Source organism: Cellulophaga sp. 20_2_10 (assembly GCF_023476645.1).
In the GTDB taxonomy this organism is placed as follows: domain Bacteria; phylum Bacteroidota; class Bacteroidia; order Flavobacteriales; family Flavobacteriaceae; genus Cellulophaga.
Genome location: NZ_JAMCOJ010000004.1, coordinates 405,808 through 423,674, shown reverse-complemented (window position 1 = coordinate 423,674; position 17,867 = coordinate 405,808). Strand labels below are relative to the sequence as shown.

Here is a 17,867-nt window from a genome sequence, read left to right as displayed (position 1 = left end):
TACTTCTAAATAAAAAACGAGAGTAAATTGTACATATATTTACTCTCGTTTACAATACAGACCTAACTGTTACCCTTGTAAAAAATGACAAAATTTAATAGAAATACAATCGTTTTTTGTGAATAATTTAAATGAATTAATGGATTTACAATTTATAAAATCAGAATTTTCTATTAAAAAAAACGTATAACGTATAGCTAATTTAGCTTTCGATACTCAGTCCAATGCATTCATTATAATCTAATATAATCGAAGTATAAATATAAGTGTAGTAGATAAAGGTTTTACATATTAAAGTTTAATGCTTGAGAATAAAGCTAATTTTATAGTTGAGTATAACGTAACTTTAAAGTAAAACTTAAAGCTTAGGTGCTACCGGATTTCATATTCGGTTTGCATTTACTAACTTAGGTGTTTAAACCTAGTAGCAACTAGTAGTCAGACCACTCAGATATCATTAAAATGAACACATTAATACCACTATTTTTTATTACGCTCTTTATAACACTTGGTATTATTGGATTAGTTTTTACTGCAAGAAATACTGAAAACTTAAATAAAGATTTAAGTAATAAAAAAATAATAGCTCAATTTTACAACTTAGAAATAAGAGATACTGAAAATTTAAAAATGGCTTTTTGGTCTGGAACAATGAAGATATATGAAGACCGAATACTTATTGAAAATGGATCTTATTTTCACCATTTCATTAAAAGAAACATAGCACATAAGAAAAAAGCAATGACCATTACATTAGATGAATCTTTTATAGATAATGACCGTTTAATTTTAAAAGGTATTAAGCATCGCGTACTACATAATAGCTTGATTACGGTTAAAATAAAAACAACGAATAGTAATGACTTAATAAAAATTAAGGAATTAATAACATAAGGCAATTAGCTGTTTTTTATGTATAATCGTATAAATAAAATAGATAAACAAACGGTCTATAAAAACAAAATATCAGCACCATATACAAGTAACTGCTAGTCCTCCCCTATTTATATATCCCACAGCATAGGAACTTTTGGCTTTCTATATCGTTTATATGTATTAAATTTGACACTTAAACCACACAACACACTATATACAAACACATTACCTACAAGTACTAAAAGCTAAAAAAAATGAAAATATCTGTTTATTTATTTCTGATTTTTATTTTAACGGGGTGTAGCTCCACTAAATGGCACACATTTCAGGCTAATAATTTACGAACTGCTGCAGTAGATAGACCCGAAATTAGAAACCCTGAAATTAAATGGAAAACGAACATTGGAATTCAAGGTTACTTAAATAATAGTGTTATTAATTCCGATGCAATTTTTGTTGGAAGCTCGGGCAGCGAACATAATAAATCTGATAGTTTAGATGGTATATACAGTATTAGTGCAGCTACAGGAAAAATAAACTGGCACTTTAAAACTTTAAAAGATGCTTGTGGTGTTGCCTTTTCAAAAAATAAAATTTATGCAACAGGCGATGATGGCTTTTTAAGGTGCCTTAATGCTAAGAACGGAAAAGAATTATGGCGTATTAAAAGAGAAAAAGAACTCTACTCACAACCATTAATTGTGAACAACTCTGTTATTATAGGTGATGCAGATGGTATCATTTTAATAATAGATAAAGATTCTGGCAAAATAATAAAAGAAAGTAAGGTCGCCAATTCTAATGTTAGAGGAGGATTAGCAGCAGATAAAAAATACATTTATGCTACTTTTGAAGAGGGTATTATTGCGTGTTTGGATACAAAAGGTACTATTATTTGGAAAGTACAAGTAGAATTTGAAGGTGAATACGGAAAAGACTTTAATAGTATCTATGCTGCTCCCACAATTTCTGGTGATACATTAATTGTTCCTTTTAGTCGTTCTACATACTATGATACTCCAGCAATATATGCTTACAATACAACTAATGGTGCATTAATTTGGAGAGCCTCTAAAAATGATGAGGATTATAATGGTAATATTAGAAGTTCTGTAGCCATACTAAATAACTTAATTTATTATGGAGATCCATACTCAAACGAACTGTGTGTTTTAAGTTTAAAAGATGGAAAAACAATGGATAGATATGAAATGGGAGCATCTACTTTTCCTCATTGGTCTTCACCTGTTATTGCCAATAATATGTTGTATTTAGGCCGATTTGATGGTAGTTTTAATGCGTTCGATATAAAAAATAATAAATTGGTCTGGCAACTATTTCTTGGAGATCATAAAAACACAAATAAGCCAGCACATAAACAAGTAACTGCCTGGGAATCTGACAATGGTAGTATCTACGCTACACCAAGTATTGATAAAAATGGAACGTTATATATTGGTAGTGGAGAAGGTTGGTTCTATGCCATTACCAACAAAGAACTATAGATAACAATGTAAAAATATATTAGGCGTTTGTACCAAACCAAAAAGTTACCTCCTTATTTTTTGGGCTGGATTTTATATACCTGACTGTTAGAAGTAGTTTCGACTCTAAGAAATTAAGTAATGAGTTGAAGTTACGAGAATATTAGATTTAATATTTTGAGTATTTAATTTCAGCAAAAACAAAAAACACTTGAACTAAATTAGTAGCGCATCTTGGTTTTTAAAAAGAGCCTAACAACAATAAGCTTTATCTTTGCAAGATTTAAAACCTATTAATGCAATACAAACTACTATCATCCCCTTTACAAGGCTTTACAGATTATAACTTTAGAAATGCACATCAAAAGTTTTTTGGTGGTATAGATACTTACTATGCTCCGTATATTAGGTTTAATAAAAAAATGGTAATAAAAGGCTCTTACCAACGAGATTTAAATCCGGATGTAAATACATCTTTAGAGTTAATACCACAGGTAATGACTGCAGATGCAGATGAGTTTATATATACTATTAAATACATAGAATCTCTAGGTTATAAAGAGCTAAATTGGAATTTGGGTTGCCCCTACCCAATGGTTACCAATAGCGGTATGGGATCTGGGCTTATATGCAATCCAGAGAAAATAGATCATATTTTAGATCGTGCCCATAGTGAGACAAATGTCACTATTTCTATGAAAATGCGACTTGGATACGAGAATAGCAATGAAATATTAGATGCATTCTCTGTTCTAGATAAATATCCGCTTAAAAATATTGCTATACACGCAAGACTAGGCAAACAACTATACAAAGGTGGTGTAGATTTAGAAGGTTTTCAAAAATGTGTAGATGTTGCTAAACATACATTGTATTATAATGGTGATATAACTACAGTTGCTCAGTTTAAAAAAATGCAAGAACAGTTTCCAAGTATACAGCATTTTATGATTGGTCGTGGGTTAATTACAGATCCATTTTTGCCAAGTATGATAAAAAATAATACTATGGAATACCCTGAAAACCGATGGTCTATTTTTGAAGAATTTCACGATACTATTTACCAACAGTACAATGAGTTCTTGTCTGGGCCAACACCTATAAAAATGAAAATGTTAGGTTTTTGGGAGTTCTTTTCCAAGTCTACATCTAATCCGCAAAAGGCATACAAAGCAATTAAAAAGGCTTCTAACCCTGTAAAATATAAACAAGCGGTGGACTTAATTATACATACAGAAAAGAAAATTAATAGTCTTTAATGATCTACAAATTATAAGGATATTTGTAGCGCAATTAAAAAGTTTCCTTAAAACAACTGGCCTACTCAATTAATTATGGCAGTAAAAGCAAAGGAAAATAAGATATAAAATCACTAATTTATTACTGAATAATAACGAAATGATTATAGAACAAGAGCAGAAATTTAAAGAAGTACTTTCTAAATTAGAAGGGCAAGTGAATGAACAGAGTTTTTTTAATAAGTTTTTAGAATTGTACCCTAAAGTTTGGCAAAAACTAAAAGCCAACTATTCTAAATTTAATAGAAGTAAACAGTCTGGACAAACCATACCTTTGCCAAAACCTGAAGTTTCTTTGCGTAAAGAAATTAGAATGTGGCTACAAAAACAATAGACCAAACCAGAACTAAGTATACTTTATAAAAGAGAAATCTCTATAAATCTTATACCATTTATACCATTTATACCTGAAATTGCTCCTATATTTTTAAATACATATATTAGTAGTAAATTTCACCTAAACAATTACAACTTTACTTTAAAAAACCACCATAATGAAACTAGTACATACGTGCTTAACGGCATTAATAATAGTAATAGCCATTTCTTGTGGTAGTAAAAAAGTTAAAAATAATAAAGGGGAATGGCGTAGTCTGTTTAATGGTAAGGATTTAAGTGGTTGGACTCCTAAATTAAACCACCACGTAACCGGAGACAATTACGCAAATACGTTTAGAGCAGCTAACGGTACTATAGTTGTTAATTATGATGATTATACAACGTTTGATAAACGTAATGGACATTTATTTTATAATGAGCCATTTTCATCATACCATCTTAAATTTGAATACAAGTTTACGGATCAATGGTTAAAAGATGCTCCAAAATTTACGTACAGAAACAGCGGTATCATGTTTCATTCTCAAGATCCTAAAACCATTTTAAAAGAACAAGATTGGCCTATATCTATAGAATACCAAATACTAGCAGAAGAAAAAGAAGGGGAACCAAGACCAACGGGTAATATGTGCTCTCCTGGTACAGATATCGTTTTTAAAGGAAAAAATGAAGCTAGCCACTGTGTTAGATCTACTTCTAAAACATACAAATGGGACCAATGGGTACAAGGTGAACTTATTGTCTACAGAGATTCTTTAATTATACACAAAGTAAACGGTGTAAAAGTATTAGAATATACCAAACCAAAAATTGGTGGTGGTGTTGTTCGTGGCTATAACCCAGAACTTAAAATTGATGGCACTCCCCTAACTAGCGGCTACATTGCACTACAAGCAGAGGGCCAAGGTATTGTATTTAAAAATATTATGATTAAAGAACTAGAATAAAAAATACTCCTACACCTAATTGATAACTAATGAAACTCTACTTAAAATTAACACTAACATTAAGCTGTATTTTACTAGGTACTAGCTGTGTAGAACTAAATACAAGTTATGATACTTTTTACATTAATCCAGATGTAGAAGACGTACTAGAAATACCTATAGATGCTGATATTAAAAATTTACTATCAGAACCATCTGTTTGTGCATATGTAACCCTAGATGATAAAAAATTATTTGTTCCTGTAAATTATAGAGCAATTAAAGGTGGTGTTGGTACATATAGAGTTAAGGTAGGAGATTTAATTATTACGGAAGAGGTGAACAACTATAATCCAATACGATTTTTTAGCAACCAAGAAGATTTAAGGGCTGATGGTATAAGAAATACGTATTTGTTTTTTTTACCTAGTGAAGACTCCTTAGCCATAACTAAAGAAAAATTAATAAAGCAACATGATAGAGTTGATTACGCAGACAGCACAAGCATTATATCTGGATTTGAAATAATTCACTTTACATATAATAACATAAAAAAAGGCTTTGATCTTTTTCTGAGCCAGAAAATGCCAAGTCATAATGCAAACAGTACAACAACAGAACTGTTCTATGAAAATATTGACATACTACGTATGGCAAAACATTTAAATGATGAAAACAAAATAGAACTAAATTGGAAAAAATTACACAATGTTGTTCCTGTACATTTCCCAAGATATTTTAATTCATTAATAGATACCGTTGTGGCGTATACAAAACAACAACCTAATAATTTTAGGTACACTTACGATCCTAATGATTTGCTTTTTGATTTTTCAATTGTAAAAGATTCTTCTCTTGTAACATTACTAAAAGACTTACGGGAAACCCCAGTTAAAGAAGAAATATATATAAAAAATAAATACGCTAAAGAATCTTTACGTGTACTTAAAGATCATGCTGGTTACAGATCTGACTATATTGAAATTCTGTACACCGAAGATAAAAATACATTTTTTATGGATGATGGTTTTGATGGCCATATTTTATATTTTTTACCAGATAAAGAGCTGTTATTTGTTTTAAATAACGACAACTCTAAATATTATAATAATGAAATTTATTATAAATATTTTCAAGAAGTATTGCTTCCTAAATTATAACTTAAGCAGTAAAGTATAAAACAATAATGCCTCTAGACTTAGTATATACAAAAAGTGATAAATGGATTTTATCTAAAATCACTGCGGATTATAAAACCTGGCAAGACAAATTCTATTATTACACAACACATCTAAACTTTACAGATGTAGAAGATTTGGTTCTTTTTTTAAAGGATGATTTTAAGTTATCTGATAAAAACAAAACCGACATATATAACTATGTTACCAATAGTACTAAAGATTTTTTTGAGTTAACTGCCCTTACTAATTCCATAACTATTACGGAACTACAATTACAGCTACTACAATCTAAAGAAACCCTTATAGATTGGGAAGATTGGTCTTTTATATTTAGAAAAACTACTAACAATGATTATTATTTGTGGGTTTTTCTTGGAGGTATTGCAAACCAAGTCCGTGAAATAAAATTAAGCGCTACCCAAATAAAAAAGTGGCAAGAAATAGGAAATACATATAGTAAAGAATTGGCTTTAGAACTAAAGCAAAAAAATTCAGAAACCTACAAGAATGCTATCAACAACAATAGAAGAGTACTCTAATTTATACCTAGATATGCATCTCTAAATTTTAGTTTAAGGCCTATAATTATACTAAAATACAATAAACACTTACGAATATTAATTGCCTGCTAAATACGTACGCTAATTTGTTTAGTATTGACTAATATATGGTTTCTTTATTTTTAAAATAGCCAAACCTAGAATTTGCAATAACCACACACTAAACCAATACCCAAATGATTAAAAAAGCAATAGTATGTTTATTACTCTTAGTAATAGCGTCTTGTAACAATGACAAAAACAGCAAGGATAAAATAACCGAATTAGAGAATCAAATTAAGCATCAAAAAATAATAAATAGTTCTCTAGAAAAGTATAATGAAAGTCTTAAAAATTCTAAAAAACACCTTGAAAATAAGAAAACTGAAAGTGTAGAAATAAAAAAGAGCATCAGCTTTATAATAACCGAAAGTTTAGACATTCTTTCTGATAAAAAAGAAATGATTCAGTATATTTTTAATGATTTTAACCTTAAAAATTATGATGTACGTAGAGGTATTGCAAATAGTTTTTCTTTCTTGTCTTACCAAGATTTTTGCACTTTTGACACAAAAGATGATTATTATTCCTTTATAATTTGTAAAATAGATAGAAGTCCCGAGAATTTAAGAAAAATACTAACTCCACAAGTAAAAGACAATATTTACAACTTATTTAAAAATAACAAAATTTATAAAGAATCTGGATCAGAGGCAATGTTAAAAGCTTCTTTATTAGTTTATGAAGACTTACAAGGGTATGAATATATATTGGAAGAAATATATTCCGTAGCTAAAGAAGAAGATTATGATAAACTGTCTGAGTTAGTTTCTAAAACGTTTAATGACAGAGATTTAAAAGAAGTACAATCAATTTTAAAGTATGAAAACTACACTAGTTATAAAATTGAAGATTACTTAACTTCAGAAAGTAGAGTCTCTTATTTATATACTTTTTGGGCTAGAAGACATCATGAAGGTAATGCAGATTATGTTTATGAGTTACTTAAAGAGTTTCATACTAATGTAGCTACAGAAGAGTTAGTTACAGATGATATAGAGCTATAAACTGTACATAATATTGTTTTAACTAGAACTAAAGGATACTTAAAATGGATGAATTACATATGAACAAATTTTACTTTATTCTACTGCTACTCTTAAGCGCATCTTGTAGCGGGCAGGATTTTTCTATAAACGATTTTATAACGCAAAAATTAGAAGCAAAAAATAAAAAGCTCCTTATTATAGAGTGTTATTGCGATAATGGTGTGACTGTTAAAAAAACAGATGATACGCTTGTAATTATTAAAGTAAAAGGTAATTTATCTAGTTTAGGATACCATGGAAAACAAACAGCTCCTAAAAAAATTGATACAGAAACATTAGAATTTAAAGTTGTAGAAACCAACGATACTTTAACAATAATAAGTAAAGAATGGACACAAATGCACCATAGATATCTAATTAAAGACTTACATATTAGTATTCCTAAACATATGAAATATGAGGTTAAAAAAATAGTAGGAGTTAACCTCGAAGGTAGAAAAATAGAATAATTTAGTAGATGCATTATGAAAAACAATTTTAGGGTATTTATTGGTTTCGGGGCAGTAATAATAACTCTTCTGTATTTTTTAAAACCTAGTAAAGAAAGCATAGATACGCAACAAAAAGGTATTTCTAAAAAAAATTCAGAACCATATAGTATAGAGGAATTACCGGAAAAATATAAAAACTACAAAACCTTAGATAGCATAACAAATAAAGACCTAAGTATTACAACTTTTAAAAGTTTTAACGAGAAATTTGCTTTTAGGGTTAATGACTCCATAATAGGCTTAAAAACAAATACAGAATTAAACAATAATAAAGATAGTATTGTAACAAGTTTTTATAGAATAGACCAATCTGGCACTGTTTTAGACTCTATTTCTTTTTTAAATACATATGTATTTCAGCACAACTCTTATCTTGTATATGCAAAAGAAGATTACTATTTAAGTTTTCTTATAAATGGTGATAAAACACTAAAACCAATACATTTAAAAAATGATAACAAAACTTATAGCGAAGCAGAAGCTAGAGAAATTGCAGAGAATAGTGATTCTGCAACAACAAGCTATGTAACTGATAGTACCACTAATAAAAACTTACTTAAAGTTACATTCCTAAAGCAAGATGTATGGTCCTACATTACTGTTGACGATAGTTTTTCTGTTTCAGAAAATTACGGAGAAAATAACACCATGCAATTTAAAGAATTAGACCAGAAAACCAATCTAGACTATTTTCATAAAGAAGAATGGCAAAAAAACACTATGTCTGGCGGTTTATATGCTACTGGAGGAAGAACCCAACACTGGATAGGCACATCTTATTTTACTGTTAACGCATTTGAGAATATAAAGTTTAAAAAAGGGTATACTAGATGGTTTACAAATAATAAAACATTATTAATGCCTTATGAAATTTATGAAAGCCCCAACAAAAAATTCATTTTAATTAGAGAAATGATGGATGTTTATGGGTGTGAATATACTTTAATTAAGAATACTAAAGAATAACTTTTACAGACCAATAAACAAATCTGTAACTTACAATAACCACACTAAACCAATACCCAAATGACTAAAAAATTAATAGTATGTTTATTACTTTTAGTAATAGTGTCTTGCAATAAAGACACTATTACTAGTGATAAAATAACTGAATTAGAGAATCAAATTAAGCATCAAAAAATAATAAACACCTCTCTAGAAGAGTATAATGAACAGCTTAAAAAATCTAAAGAAAACCTTGAAAATAAGAAATCTGAAAGTCTAGAAATGAAAAAGACCATGAGCTTTATAATAGCAGAAAGTTTAGACATTCTTTCTGATAAAAAAGAAATGATTCAGTATGTTTTTGATGATTTTGATCTTAAAAGTTATGATGCATACAGAGCTATAATAAGCAGTCGTGCTTTCTACCCCTATGGAAGGGTTGTTGATTTTGAAACAAAAGAGATGTATTATTCCTTTATAATCTTAAAAGTAGATAGAAGTCCCGAGAATTTAAGAAAAATTCTAACTCCTCAAGTAAAAGACAATATTTATAGCTTATTTAAAAATAATAATATTTATAAAGAATCTGGATCAGAGGCAATGTTAAAAGCTTCTTTATTAATTTATGAAGACTTAAGAGGACAAGAAGATTTAATGGCTCAAATATACACTCTAGGTGTAGCGCAAAATAGAACAAAAACTCTAGAGCTAGTTTCTGAAAATGCCTCAGAAAAAGTACAATCAATTTTAAAATATGAAAACTATACTAGTTATGATCGTCAAGGATTTTTAGAATTAGAAGACAGAATTTGGTATTTATATACTTTTTGGGCTAGAAGACATCATGAGGGTAATGCCGATTATGTTTTTGAGTTACTTAAAGAGTTTCATACTAATGTAGCTACAGAAGAGTTAGTTACAGATGATATAGAGCTATAAAATATGCATGATATTGTTTTAACTATAACTAACAAATATTTAAAATAGATGAATTACATATGAACAAATTTTACTTTATTCTATTGCTACTCTTAACCGTATCTTGTAAAGGACAGGATATTTCTATAAACGATTTTATAACTCAAAAACTAGAAGCAAAAAATAAAAAGCTCCTTATTATAGAATGTTATTGCGATAATGGTGTTACTGTTAAAAAAACAGATGATACGCTTGTAATTATTAAAGTAAAAGGTAATTTATCTAGTTTAAGATACCACGGAAGACAAACAGCTCCTAAAAAAATTGATACGGAAACATTAGCATTTAAGGTTGTAGAAACCAACGATACTCTAACAATAATAAGTAAAGAATGGACACGTGTACACCATAGTTATGTTATTCAAGACTTACAGATTAGTATTCCTAAACATATGACATACGAGCTTAAAAAAATAGCAGGAGTTAACCTTGAAGGTAGAAAAATAGACTGATTTATTTTCGTCTAAAAAAAACTATTTAACTTTATAAAAACAAACACACAATTATTAACCATTTTATATAAAACAATTACTTAATGAAAAAATTACTTTGCGCCCTAGTTTGTGGATTACTATTCGTTTCTTGTTCATCTGACGACGACAATACCACAAAAACTCTTGAAGAAAAAATAGCTGAAGATTCTTGGTATTTTCAAAGACACGGAGAAACATGTTCTAATGACTTTAACCTGGAAGAAGGCGGCCTTTTTGAATTACGATTTTTACCTGATAATACCTTAGAGTTTACAGAACCAGGTTATTTAACCAGTTCTTCTTATATGTTAAACGGAGAGGAACTAACAGTTACTACAGTATATACTTTACCTTCTGGAAGCACACGAGAATTTGTTGGAAACTATGTATACGATGCAGAAACAGATTCTTTTACAGGCAACAATACATTTACAGCTTATAGGGATACAGAGACTCTTTGGACTTGCCAAGGAACAGCAAGTATCTTTGGTAAGCAGTAAAACACCTATTATTAGTGAGTTTAACAAGTTTCTACCCTATTTATGACTTGTAAAGGGTGTAAATCTAAAAGATTTGCACCCTTTTTTAATTGCATCAACTGCAAAAGTTATAATACTAAATATACATTAAGTCCCCACGAAAATATATTGTTATATAAAAACGTCTTCACTATAAAGTATCTTTAAAATACTATAAAACACAACATTAATTTTAGTACTTAAAAAATGATGATTAAAAATTCAGTTTTACTTATATCGCTATTTACCATACTAAATTCTTGTAATTCTCAAAAAAAGGAAGATCCACTTATAACAGAAATAAACACAGGCATTTCTGAAATAGAAAATTTAATTAAAGGTTTCAATTCACCTTTAGGTATTAGTTTAAGTTTAGGAGATAGTGAGCCATTTAATCCCGAAAACAAACACAACTTTGAGGATAAAAAAGAGCAACAATCAGATAGTATTATAAACGCATTTATAGATTCAATAGCTGTTGATCAGACTATAATTGAGCCATATAATTCTATAGATATAGATTTTGATGACTTAGATATTATACAGCGAACTGGTATAAACCTATTTCATTATCATGATCATCCAGAAGATATTCCGTTTTATACAATGAAAAATATAACTTTTTTAGATGGCACTACTACTAAAGCTAAAGGCAAGAATATTACCGATAAGGAAATAATGAAAAGGTATTACAACGGAGAAGAATTAAGTGATATTGAATTATATGTAGAAAATAAACAAGCTTTTAAAGAATGTTTTATTATCAAAGATGATAAGCCAGTTAAGAGTATAGAATTTGAATTTACTAGATTTAAAAGAAACAGAAAAACCTACACATTAAAAACCAAAGGAGATATAATAAATACCAAATATGGTACAATTTATCTTGATGGTATCACCAACAACTCCATAGCATTACGCGTACCTACAGAAATTGCAGATTTTACAGAATTAAATGCCTTATATAAAGATGGTAGATCTCTAAAAAGAACAGGTGGCTCAGAGAGTACTTCTTTTTCTAACAAGAAAAAAGAATACTATAAAAGTTATATAGATGTATTAAAAAAAGCAAAAGTAGAAGTTGCTGAAAAAAGAATACAAACAGAGAAACAGTTACTAAAATACTTAGAAAAGCAAAGTATACCTTTTAAAGAAGATATAGCTTATACGTTATTAAATGTGAATTACAAAGGACCAGTTAACTCTTTAAAACTAACAGTTTCAGATATTAAAAGTCAAAAAATTACACATAATGTGACTTATAATTTTAAGATTGAAGACATTTTATATAAAGAATTATAACAACAGAAACTAATGCTACTATTAGTAGTTTAAATGCATATAAACGCTAATTAAAGCATCTTCTAAATCTAATAAAATGAAAAATATAAGCATCTTAATCCTAATTTTTAGTATCGCTACATCTTGTAATGATGATAGTAAAATGAAAGACCTAGAAAACAGAATTTTAAACATAGAAAATCAGAATAAAATACTATCTGACAGCTTACATGCGGTAACTACCAAATTTGTAACACCTTTTCAGCTTTATGAAAAAATAGTTTTATCAGAATTAAAAACTCCTCCTAATAAAATAATAGCAAATTACGAGGCTTTGATAAAAGAGTACCCAAATTCTTTTTGGCAGCACGAAGCAAAAAAGAGAGTAGAAAATATTAAAAACAGAAAAGAATACTGGTCTGAGAAAGATGGCTGGAATTTACCTAGCAAAAAGACCCCTAAAATAAAAATTCCAAAAGTAATTATACTTCCTCCGCCTTACAAGACAGATCCAACAATAAATTGTCCTGGTTGTTAATTACAGTTAATTTATAAATAAGAGCTATTTTTATTTCATAATTAAAATTAGATATACATTAAGTGTACACGAAAATAGACTCTATAGGGAACAAAATATATTGCACCGTAAAAACACTTAAACTAAAGCTTACCTTTAAAAAAGATAATAACATTACCATAAAATAAAACCATTTATAAAATGAAAAACATTGTACTTATAGTAATATTTCTAGTAGCATCTAACATAAAAGCGCAAGTTACGTATCTTATGTGGGAGAATGTAGAAACACAACGTTTTGGAAAAGAAACCTTATTTAAGGCCAAAAATGAGTTTTTAAATGGTAGTTATAAATTAGCAGAAAGTAGTGGCGCATATACAGATGTTACATTTGCTAATGGTAAAATAATAGGCACAAAAAAAGACTATGATTTTTCTGGAAACTTACTGCAAGAGATGTCTTTTGATGATAACGGAAAGGCAGAAGGAAAAAGTATCTCTTACTTTTCTAACGGAGAAGTTTCTGAAAGTTTAAGTTATAAAAATGGTTTAAAAGATGGCGAATGGAAAACCTTTGATAAAAAAGGCAATCTTAGAAAAATTGAAGTCTATAAAAAGGATTTAAAAGAAGGTAAATGGGTGGCTCATTTATTAGATGCCAATATGGGCACAAAACTAATAAACACAAGTTATTATAGCAATAATGAACCAACTGGTAAATGGTCTCAAAAAACAGAAGACAATCGCTTAATTTGGGAAAAAGAATATACAGCGCCTAAAAATTATATTGAAAAAAAATACTATCCAAACGGTAAACTAACTTCTTTAGAGAACTATGTAAACAACAAAAAAGATGGTATTAGTAAATACTACAGTTCAGCCGGACTGTTACTAAGTGAAAGAGAATACGCTGCTAGTTACCCACAAACAGAAACTAGTTTTTACGAAAACGGAAATAAGAAAGAAGTTGTTAACTCCAAAGACGGTTATAAAGATGGATTGTACCAAGAGTATTTTAAAACAGGAAACCTTAAGTTAGAAGGTAACTATAAAATTGGATACAAGTCTGGTGAGTGGAAATATTATAACAGTGATTCTATGTTAGTGTCTATGTACACCCATAAAGACGGAAGAAAAAACGGAAAGGCTAAAACATACAACGATGCTGCCAAAGTAGAAAGCGAAGGTGTTTATACCAATAATGAAAAAACAGGAACCTGGACGTATTATAAACTAAACGGAAAAGTTTCTAAGGAAGTGGAATACAAAAACGGAAAAGTAATTTCTGAAAAAAAGTATAACTAGATTTTAAAGATCATTAAAAAGAAGACAAACTTATCCCAATAAAAATGAAAGTATTAATAAAGTGTGTACTCTTACTAATGTTCCTTGTAAGCTGCAACAGCAACCAAAAACAATTAGATATCATAGAGGTTAACCTAACTAAGGATTGGGCTAAAATTTCAGAAAAATTAGAGTTAACTGAATCTGATAATAACACATCAGAATATTTAAACTCCTACGAGACAAAAAACATTGACAATATTAAAATTAATACTTTTAGTATCCCTGCCATAAAAAACACAGCTACTATAGCATTGCCTACAGAAAATAAAGTGGCCTTTTTATTTAACGATAAAGAAAAAAAACAATTAGTTGAAATAGAAACCAGTTTAAATTACCTAAACAACAATACAGAAATTCTAAATTTAATTTCTGACAAATACGGCAAAGGAAAATTATTAAGTGAAGAAGGAACCGTTAACAAAATTAAAGGAATAGAAAATTATGTATGGAAAAATATTGATAATAATCATACTTTATTTTTATCAACTTTTTCTCTAGGTAATATCCAAGACTTAGAAACAAAATCTAGTAAAAAACAATACTCTTGTATACTCTATTTAGTCGCTAATAATGCAGAAATAATATATCCAAACGGACAAAAAGAAACTATTTTAGAACGATTAATTGTTAAGTTATCTAGCTAAAAATTACCCAATGAAGGCTGTAAAACAAATACTAATATATTTATTTTAAACACGACTCTATTGGTTAACTAGTCCAGTATATACGAAAGTTGTTTTAGGACCAATACCATCTTAAAAAGAAGTTTAATTCTACCAACAAACTAGTAGGTATTCGTTTTTATTGCAATAGTTAGCACTGCTATTTTTTTGGATGTTTTATAGGACACTCTAAATAAAATTGTAATTTAAGACTAATAAAATATACCTCTAAAATCTTGTGAAAAACAAGTCGTAAGTAAACAAAAAAATGAAAAAAAGTATAGTTTTAATTTTTACCTTTTTAATTAGTGTTTTTTCTATTAATGCCCAACGTACGACCTCCGTAGAGGTAAAACATGCTACTTATGGCAAAGCTATTGTTGAAAGTAACTATAATGCAAACGATGTTTTAATACAAAAGTTAACCTATACTACGGATACCGTTTTTACAAAAGAGTATAAAGAAATAGGAGAAATAACCTACTATAACGAAAAAGGAAAGTTACAAGCTAAAGGTGATTTCTTCAGCAAAAAAAATGATGAAAACAGCATTTTTAATTCAGGACGAAAGAAAAATGGAAATTGGTCTTTCTTTACTGATGAAGGAAAACTAACAGGAACCATAAATTACGAAAATAATATAAAAGAGGGTATCTATATCTTTTATCATAAAAACGGAAAGGTAGCACATACTGGCACTTATGTACAAGGACAAAATACAGGAACTGAGAACGTTTTTTTTAATAATGGTCAATTACATAAATCTGTAGCATATAAAGAAGGTTCAATCTATAATATACTTTCTTTTATGGATAAGGAAGGTAATAAAATAAATCACGGTACTTTAAAAGATGGTAATGGAACGCTACAAAATTATGATTTAGTCACAGGCAAGCTATTAAACACCTATACTTTAGAAGATGGTATGCTAAACATCATAGATACCAAAATACTTAAAACGGCCAAAGGAGAGGTGACCGAAAAAAGGTATAAGAATAGTAATGGCGGTACTAAAAAAATTGTAAGAACTCTTAATAATAAACTTGAAGGATTACAAGAGTCTTATAATTACAAAGGACAGTTAGAAGAAACCATCAACTACTCTAAAGGAATAAAGAATGGTAAGCATACCAAGTTTAATGATAATGGCACTTTATTCTATGAATACACCTATGTAAACGAAAAAAAAATAGGAGCATATAAATTTACGCCAGAAGGTTTTAAAGACAAATATTATGTCTTAGATGAAGGTTTTTATGACGAAAATCAAAAATTTACGGGGAAATTTACTCGTTACCTACAAGACAAAAAAGAGGTAGTAGATTTAGGTAAAATGAATACTAAAAAAATTGTTATTGAATCTGGAACCTATAAGAACCATATTAAAACAGGAATTTGGAAAACTTTTGATGAAAGTGGAAAACTAATTAAAGAAACAAATTTTTCAAATAACAAAAAGGACCTATATGTAAAAAAAGAGTATTTTAAAGATAAAAAAACTCTTAAATCCATAGTTGAATATGATAACCAAAAAGATGAAGGTCTTAAAAAAGTTTATTATGAAAATGGACAATTAAAATTTAGTGCTACATATAAAAACGAAGAACTAGATGGTGCGTATAAAGAATTTTATGATAATGGACAATTAAAAGAGGTTGGACAAAGAGAAAAGGGTCGTAAAATTGGCAATTGGAAAGGTTACAATGAAGAGGGTAAAATAGAACACGATAATACATACTCACTTGATTATTGTTGTTTTCCATCAAAAAGAATAGCTTACTTCTACCGTAATGACGGTACATTATCTTCAATAATAATTCAGTCTGATAAAAAGAAGAATCCGTTAAACGAGAATGAATCTTACTTTGGCACTACAATAAATAAGAACTATTCTGAGAATGGAATCCTAAGGGAGTTAAAATCAAAAAAGAAAGTTAATTACAACTCTTATGGTGTATTAAATGGTTTATATCAACTATTTTATGCTACGGGGGAATTAAATGCCGAAGGATATTATAAAAATGACAAGGAAGATGGAATTTGGATTTACAACGATTTTGAAGGTAAGTTAAAAAGAAAAGTTACATATGTTTTAGGTGACGAAATAGGATCTATTGAGAGTTATGAATATTACCCTAAAAGCAAAAATAAAAGCAAAGCTTCTATTGGAATTAATTCTAAAGATAAAAGCACACGAACTATTACCCGTTATTATGATACTGGTATAATAGAAGAAGTAGGAAACTATATGAGCCTATCTAAAAGCAATTTAAGTGGTAGAGATGGTTTATGGAAATCTTATTACGAAAATGGAAATTTAAAAGAAGAACGTTTTTATGAAATAGGTAAAAAGGTAGGAACTTGGAAACAGTATAATGAGAAAGGAAAAGTGAGTAAAAGAACTAAACATAAATAAAGTACAAACCCGGGAGATACTATAATTTTCAAAGAAACGCTACTTATCTAAAAAAAGAACTAATACAAATGGCTACAATTATAATAGAAAGTGAGACAGATGCACGATTATACATTGGAAATAAAAGTATCGGTAGAATAAAAAAAGGCACAAATGAGTACAAAATTGAAAACAAAGAGCTTAAAATTTATGCAAAACTTGCGTGGTGTAAAAGTCAGGAGATAGCAATAGATGCTGTACATAATGACATACAAACGTATACATTAAAAAGCTGTATAAATGAACCCTTAATAGGAGGCGCATTAATGTTTTGCGTTGGTTTATATGTTGTTACACAAATTTCGTTTTTTGCCATTTTATTTTTTATAATCTTGCTATACCCATTATACTATTTGCTTTTAAAACAAGATGAATACCTTGATTTAAAATAGAGTAAACTAATTGATAAATAATTTATCACGGAATACAGGCTGTTTTAAATAATACG

Annotated in this window: 19 protein-coding genes; all 19 read left to right on the top strand. The window is 28.8% G+C overall.

What is annotated here, in order from left to right:
• Positions 1 to 462 precede the first annotated feature (462 nt).
• The 19 genes from M4I21_RS10570 to M4I21_RS10480 all read left to right on the top strand — a co-directional run bounded on the left by M4I21_RS10570 (position 463) and on the right by M4I21_RS10480 (position 17,811).
• Positions 463 to 894 (top strand): hypothetical protein, encoded by a 432-nt coding sequence (locus tag M4I21_RS10570; RefSeq protein WP_249559120.1) that lies wholly within the window; start codon positions 463 to 465, stop codon positions 892 to 894.
• A 236-nt stretch (positions 895 to 1,130) separates the two neighbouring features.
• A complete protein-coding gene (locus tag M4I21_RS10565; protein ID WP_249559119.1) occupies positions 1,131 to 2,381 on the top strand; it encodes an outer membrane protein assembly factor BamB family protein in 1,251 nt (416 codons plus the stop codon).
• Between the two features lie 275 nt (positions 2,382 to 2,656).
• The gene (locus M4I21_RS10560; RefSeq protein WP_249559118.1) at positions 2,657 to 3,619 is read left to right on the top strand and encodes a tRNA dihydrouridine synthase; all 963 of its coding nucleotides are present in this window, start codon (positions 2,657 to 2,659) and stop codon (positions 3,617 to 3,619) included.
• 139 nt (positions 3,620 to 3,758) lie between these two features.
• Positions 3,759 to 3,992 carry a hypothetical protein gene (locus tag M4I21_RS10555; protein ID WP_249559117.1) on the top strand — a complete coding sequence of 78 codons (234 nt, stop codon included), beginning with the start codon at positions 3,759 to 3,761 and terminating at the stop codon, positions 3,990 to 3,992.
• A 160-nt stretch (positions 3,993 to 4,152) separates the two neighbouring features.
• Positions 4,153 to 4,944, top strand: coding sequence for a 3-keto-disaccharide hydrolase (locus tag M4I21_RS10550; RefSeq protein ID WP_249559116.1), 792 nt, complete (start codon positions 4,153 to 4,155; stop codon positions 4,942 to 4,944).
• Positions 4,945 to 4,973: 29 nt separating this feature from the next.
• Positions 4,974 to 6,083 (top strand): hypothetical protein, encoded by a 1,110-nt coding sequence (locus M4I21_RS10545; protein WP_249559115.1) that lies wholly within the window; start codon positions 4,974 to 4,976, stop codon positions 6,081 to 6,083.
• A 26-nt stretch (positions 6,084 to 6,109) separates the two neighbouring features.
• Positions 6,110 to 6,643, top strand: a complete 534-nt coding sequence (locus M4I21_RS10540; RefSeq protein ID WP_249559114.1) for a hypothetical protein — start codon at positions 6,110 to 6,112, stop codon at positions 6,641 to 6,643.
• Positions 6,644 to 6,840: 197 nt separating this feature from the next.
• Positions 6,841 to 7,710, top strand: coding sequence for a hypothetical protein (locus M4I21_RS10535; RefSeq protein WP_249559113.1), 870 nt, complete (start codon positions 6,841 to 6,843; stop codon positions 7,708 to 7,710).
• A gap of 59 nt (positions 7,711 to 7,769) precedes the next feature.
• The gene (locus M4I21_RS10530) at positions 7,770 to 8,201 is read left to right on the top strand and encodes a hypothetical protein (RefSeq protein ID WP_249559112.1); all 432 of its coding nucleotides are present in this window, start codon (positions 7,770 to 7,772) and stop codon (positions 8,199 to 8,201) included.
• Between the two features lie 15 nt (positions 8,202 to 8,216).
• Positions 8,217 to 9,209, top strand: a complete 993-nt coding sequence (locus M4I21_RS10525; protein ID WP_249559111.1) for a hypothetical protein — start codon at positions 8,217 to 8,219, stop codon at positions 9,207 to 9,209.
• A 60-nt stretch (positions 9,210 to 9,269) separates the two neighbouring features.
• Positions 9,270 to 10,127: a hypothetical protein gene (locus M4I21_RS10520; protein WP_249559110.1), complete on the top strand. Its 858-nt coding sequence runs from the start codon at positions 9,270 to 9,272 to the stop codon at positions 10,125 to 10,127.
• Positions 10,128 to 10,186: 59 nt separating this feature from the next.
• Entirely contained in the window at positions 10,187 to 10,618 is a 432-nt protein-coding gene (locus M4I21_RS10515) for a hypothetical protein (protein ID WP_249559109.1), read from the top strand.
• An 83-nt stretch (positions 10,619 to 10,701) separates the two neighbouring features.
• Positions 10,702 to 11,139: a hypothetical protein gene (locus M4I21_RS10510; protein ID WP_249559108.1), complete on the top strand. Its 438-nt coding sequence runs from the start codon at positions 10,702 to 10,704 to the stop codon at positions 11,137 to 11,139.
• 225 nt (positions 11,140 to 11,364) lie between these two features.
• On the top strand, positions 11,365 to 12,459 hold the full coding sequence (locus tag M4I21_RS10505; protein ID WP_249559107.1) for a hypothetical protein: 1,095 nt from the start codon (positions 11,365 to 11,367) through the stop codon (positions 12,457 to 12,459).
• Between the two features lie 76 nt (positions 12,460 to 12,535).
• Positions 12,536 to 12,976 (top strand): hypothetical protein, encoded by a 441-nt coding sequence (locus tag M4I21_RS10500; protein ID WP_249559106.1) that lies wholly within the window; start codon positions 12,536 to 12,538, stop codon positions 12,974 to 12,976.
• A 180-nt stretch (positions 12,977 to 13,156) separates the two neighbouring features.
• Positions 13,157 to 14,260, top strand: coding sequence for a toxin-antitoxin system YwqK family antitoxin (locus tag M4I21_RS10495; protein ID WP_249559105.1), 1,104 nt, complete (start codon positions 13,157 to 13,159; stop codon positions 14,258 to 14,260).
• Between the two features lie 44 nt (positions 14,261 to 14,304).
• Positions 14,305 to 14,946, top strand: coding sequence for a hypothetical protein (locus tag M4I21_RS10490; RefSeq protein WP_249559104.1), 642 nt, complete (start codon positions 14,305 to 14,307; stop codon positions 14,944 to 14,946).
• Between the two features lie 286 nt (positions 14,947 to 15,232).
• On the top strand, positions 15,233 to 17,380 hold the full coding sequence (locus M4I21_RS10485) for a toxin-antitoxin system YwqK family antitoxin (RefSeq protein WP_249559103.1): 2,148 nt from the start codon (positions 15,233 to 15,235) through the stop codon (positions 17,378 to 17,380).
• 68 nt (positions 17,381 to 17,448) lie between these two features.
• The gene (locus tag M4I21_RS10480; protein WP_249559102.1) at positions 17,449 to 17,811 is read left to right on the top strand and encodes a hypothetical protein; all 363 of its coding nucleotides are present in this window, start codon (positions 17,449 to 17,451) and stop codon (positions 17,809 to 17,811) included.
• Positions 17,812 to 17,867: the final 56 nt, after the last annotated feature.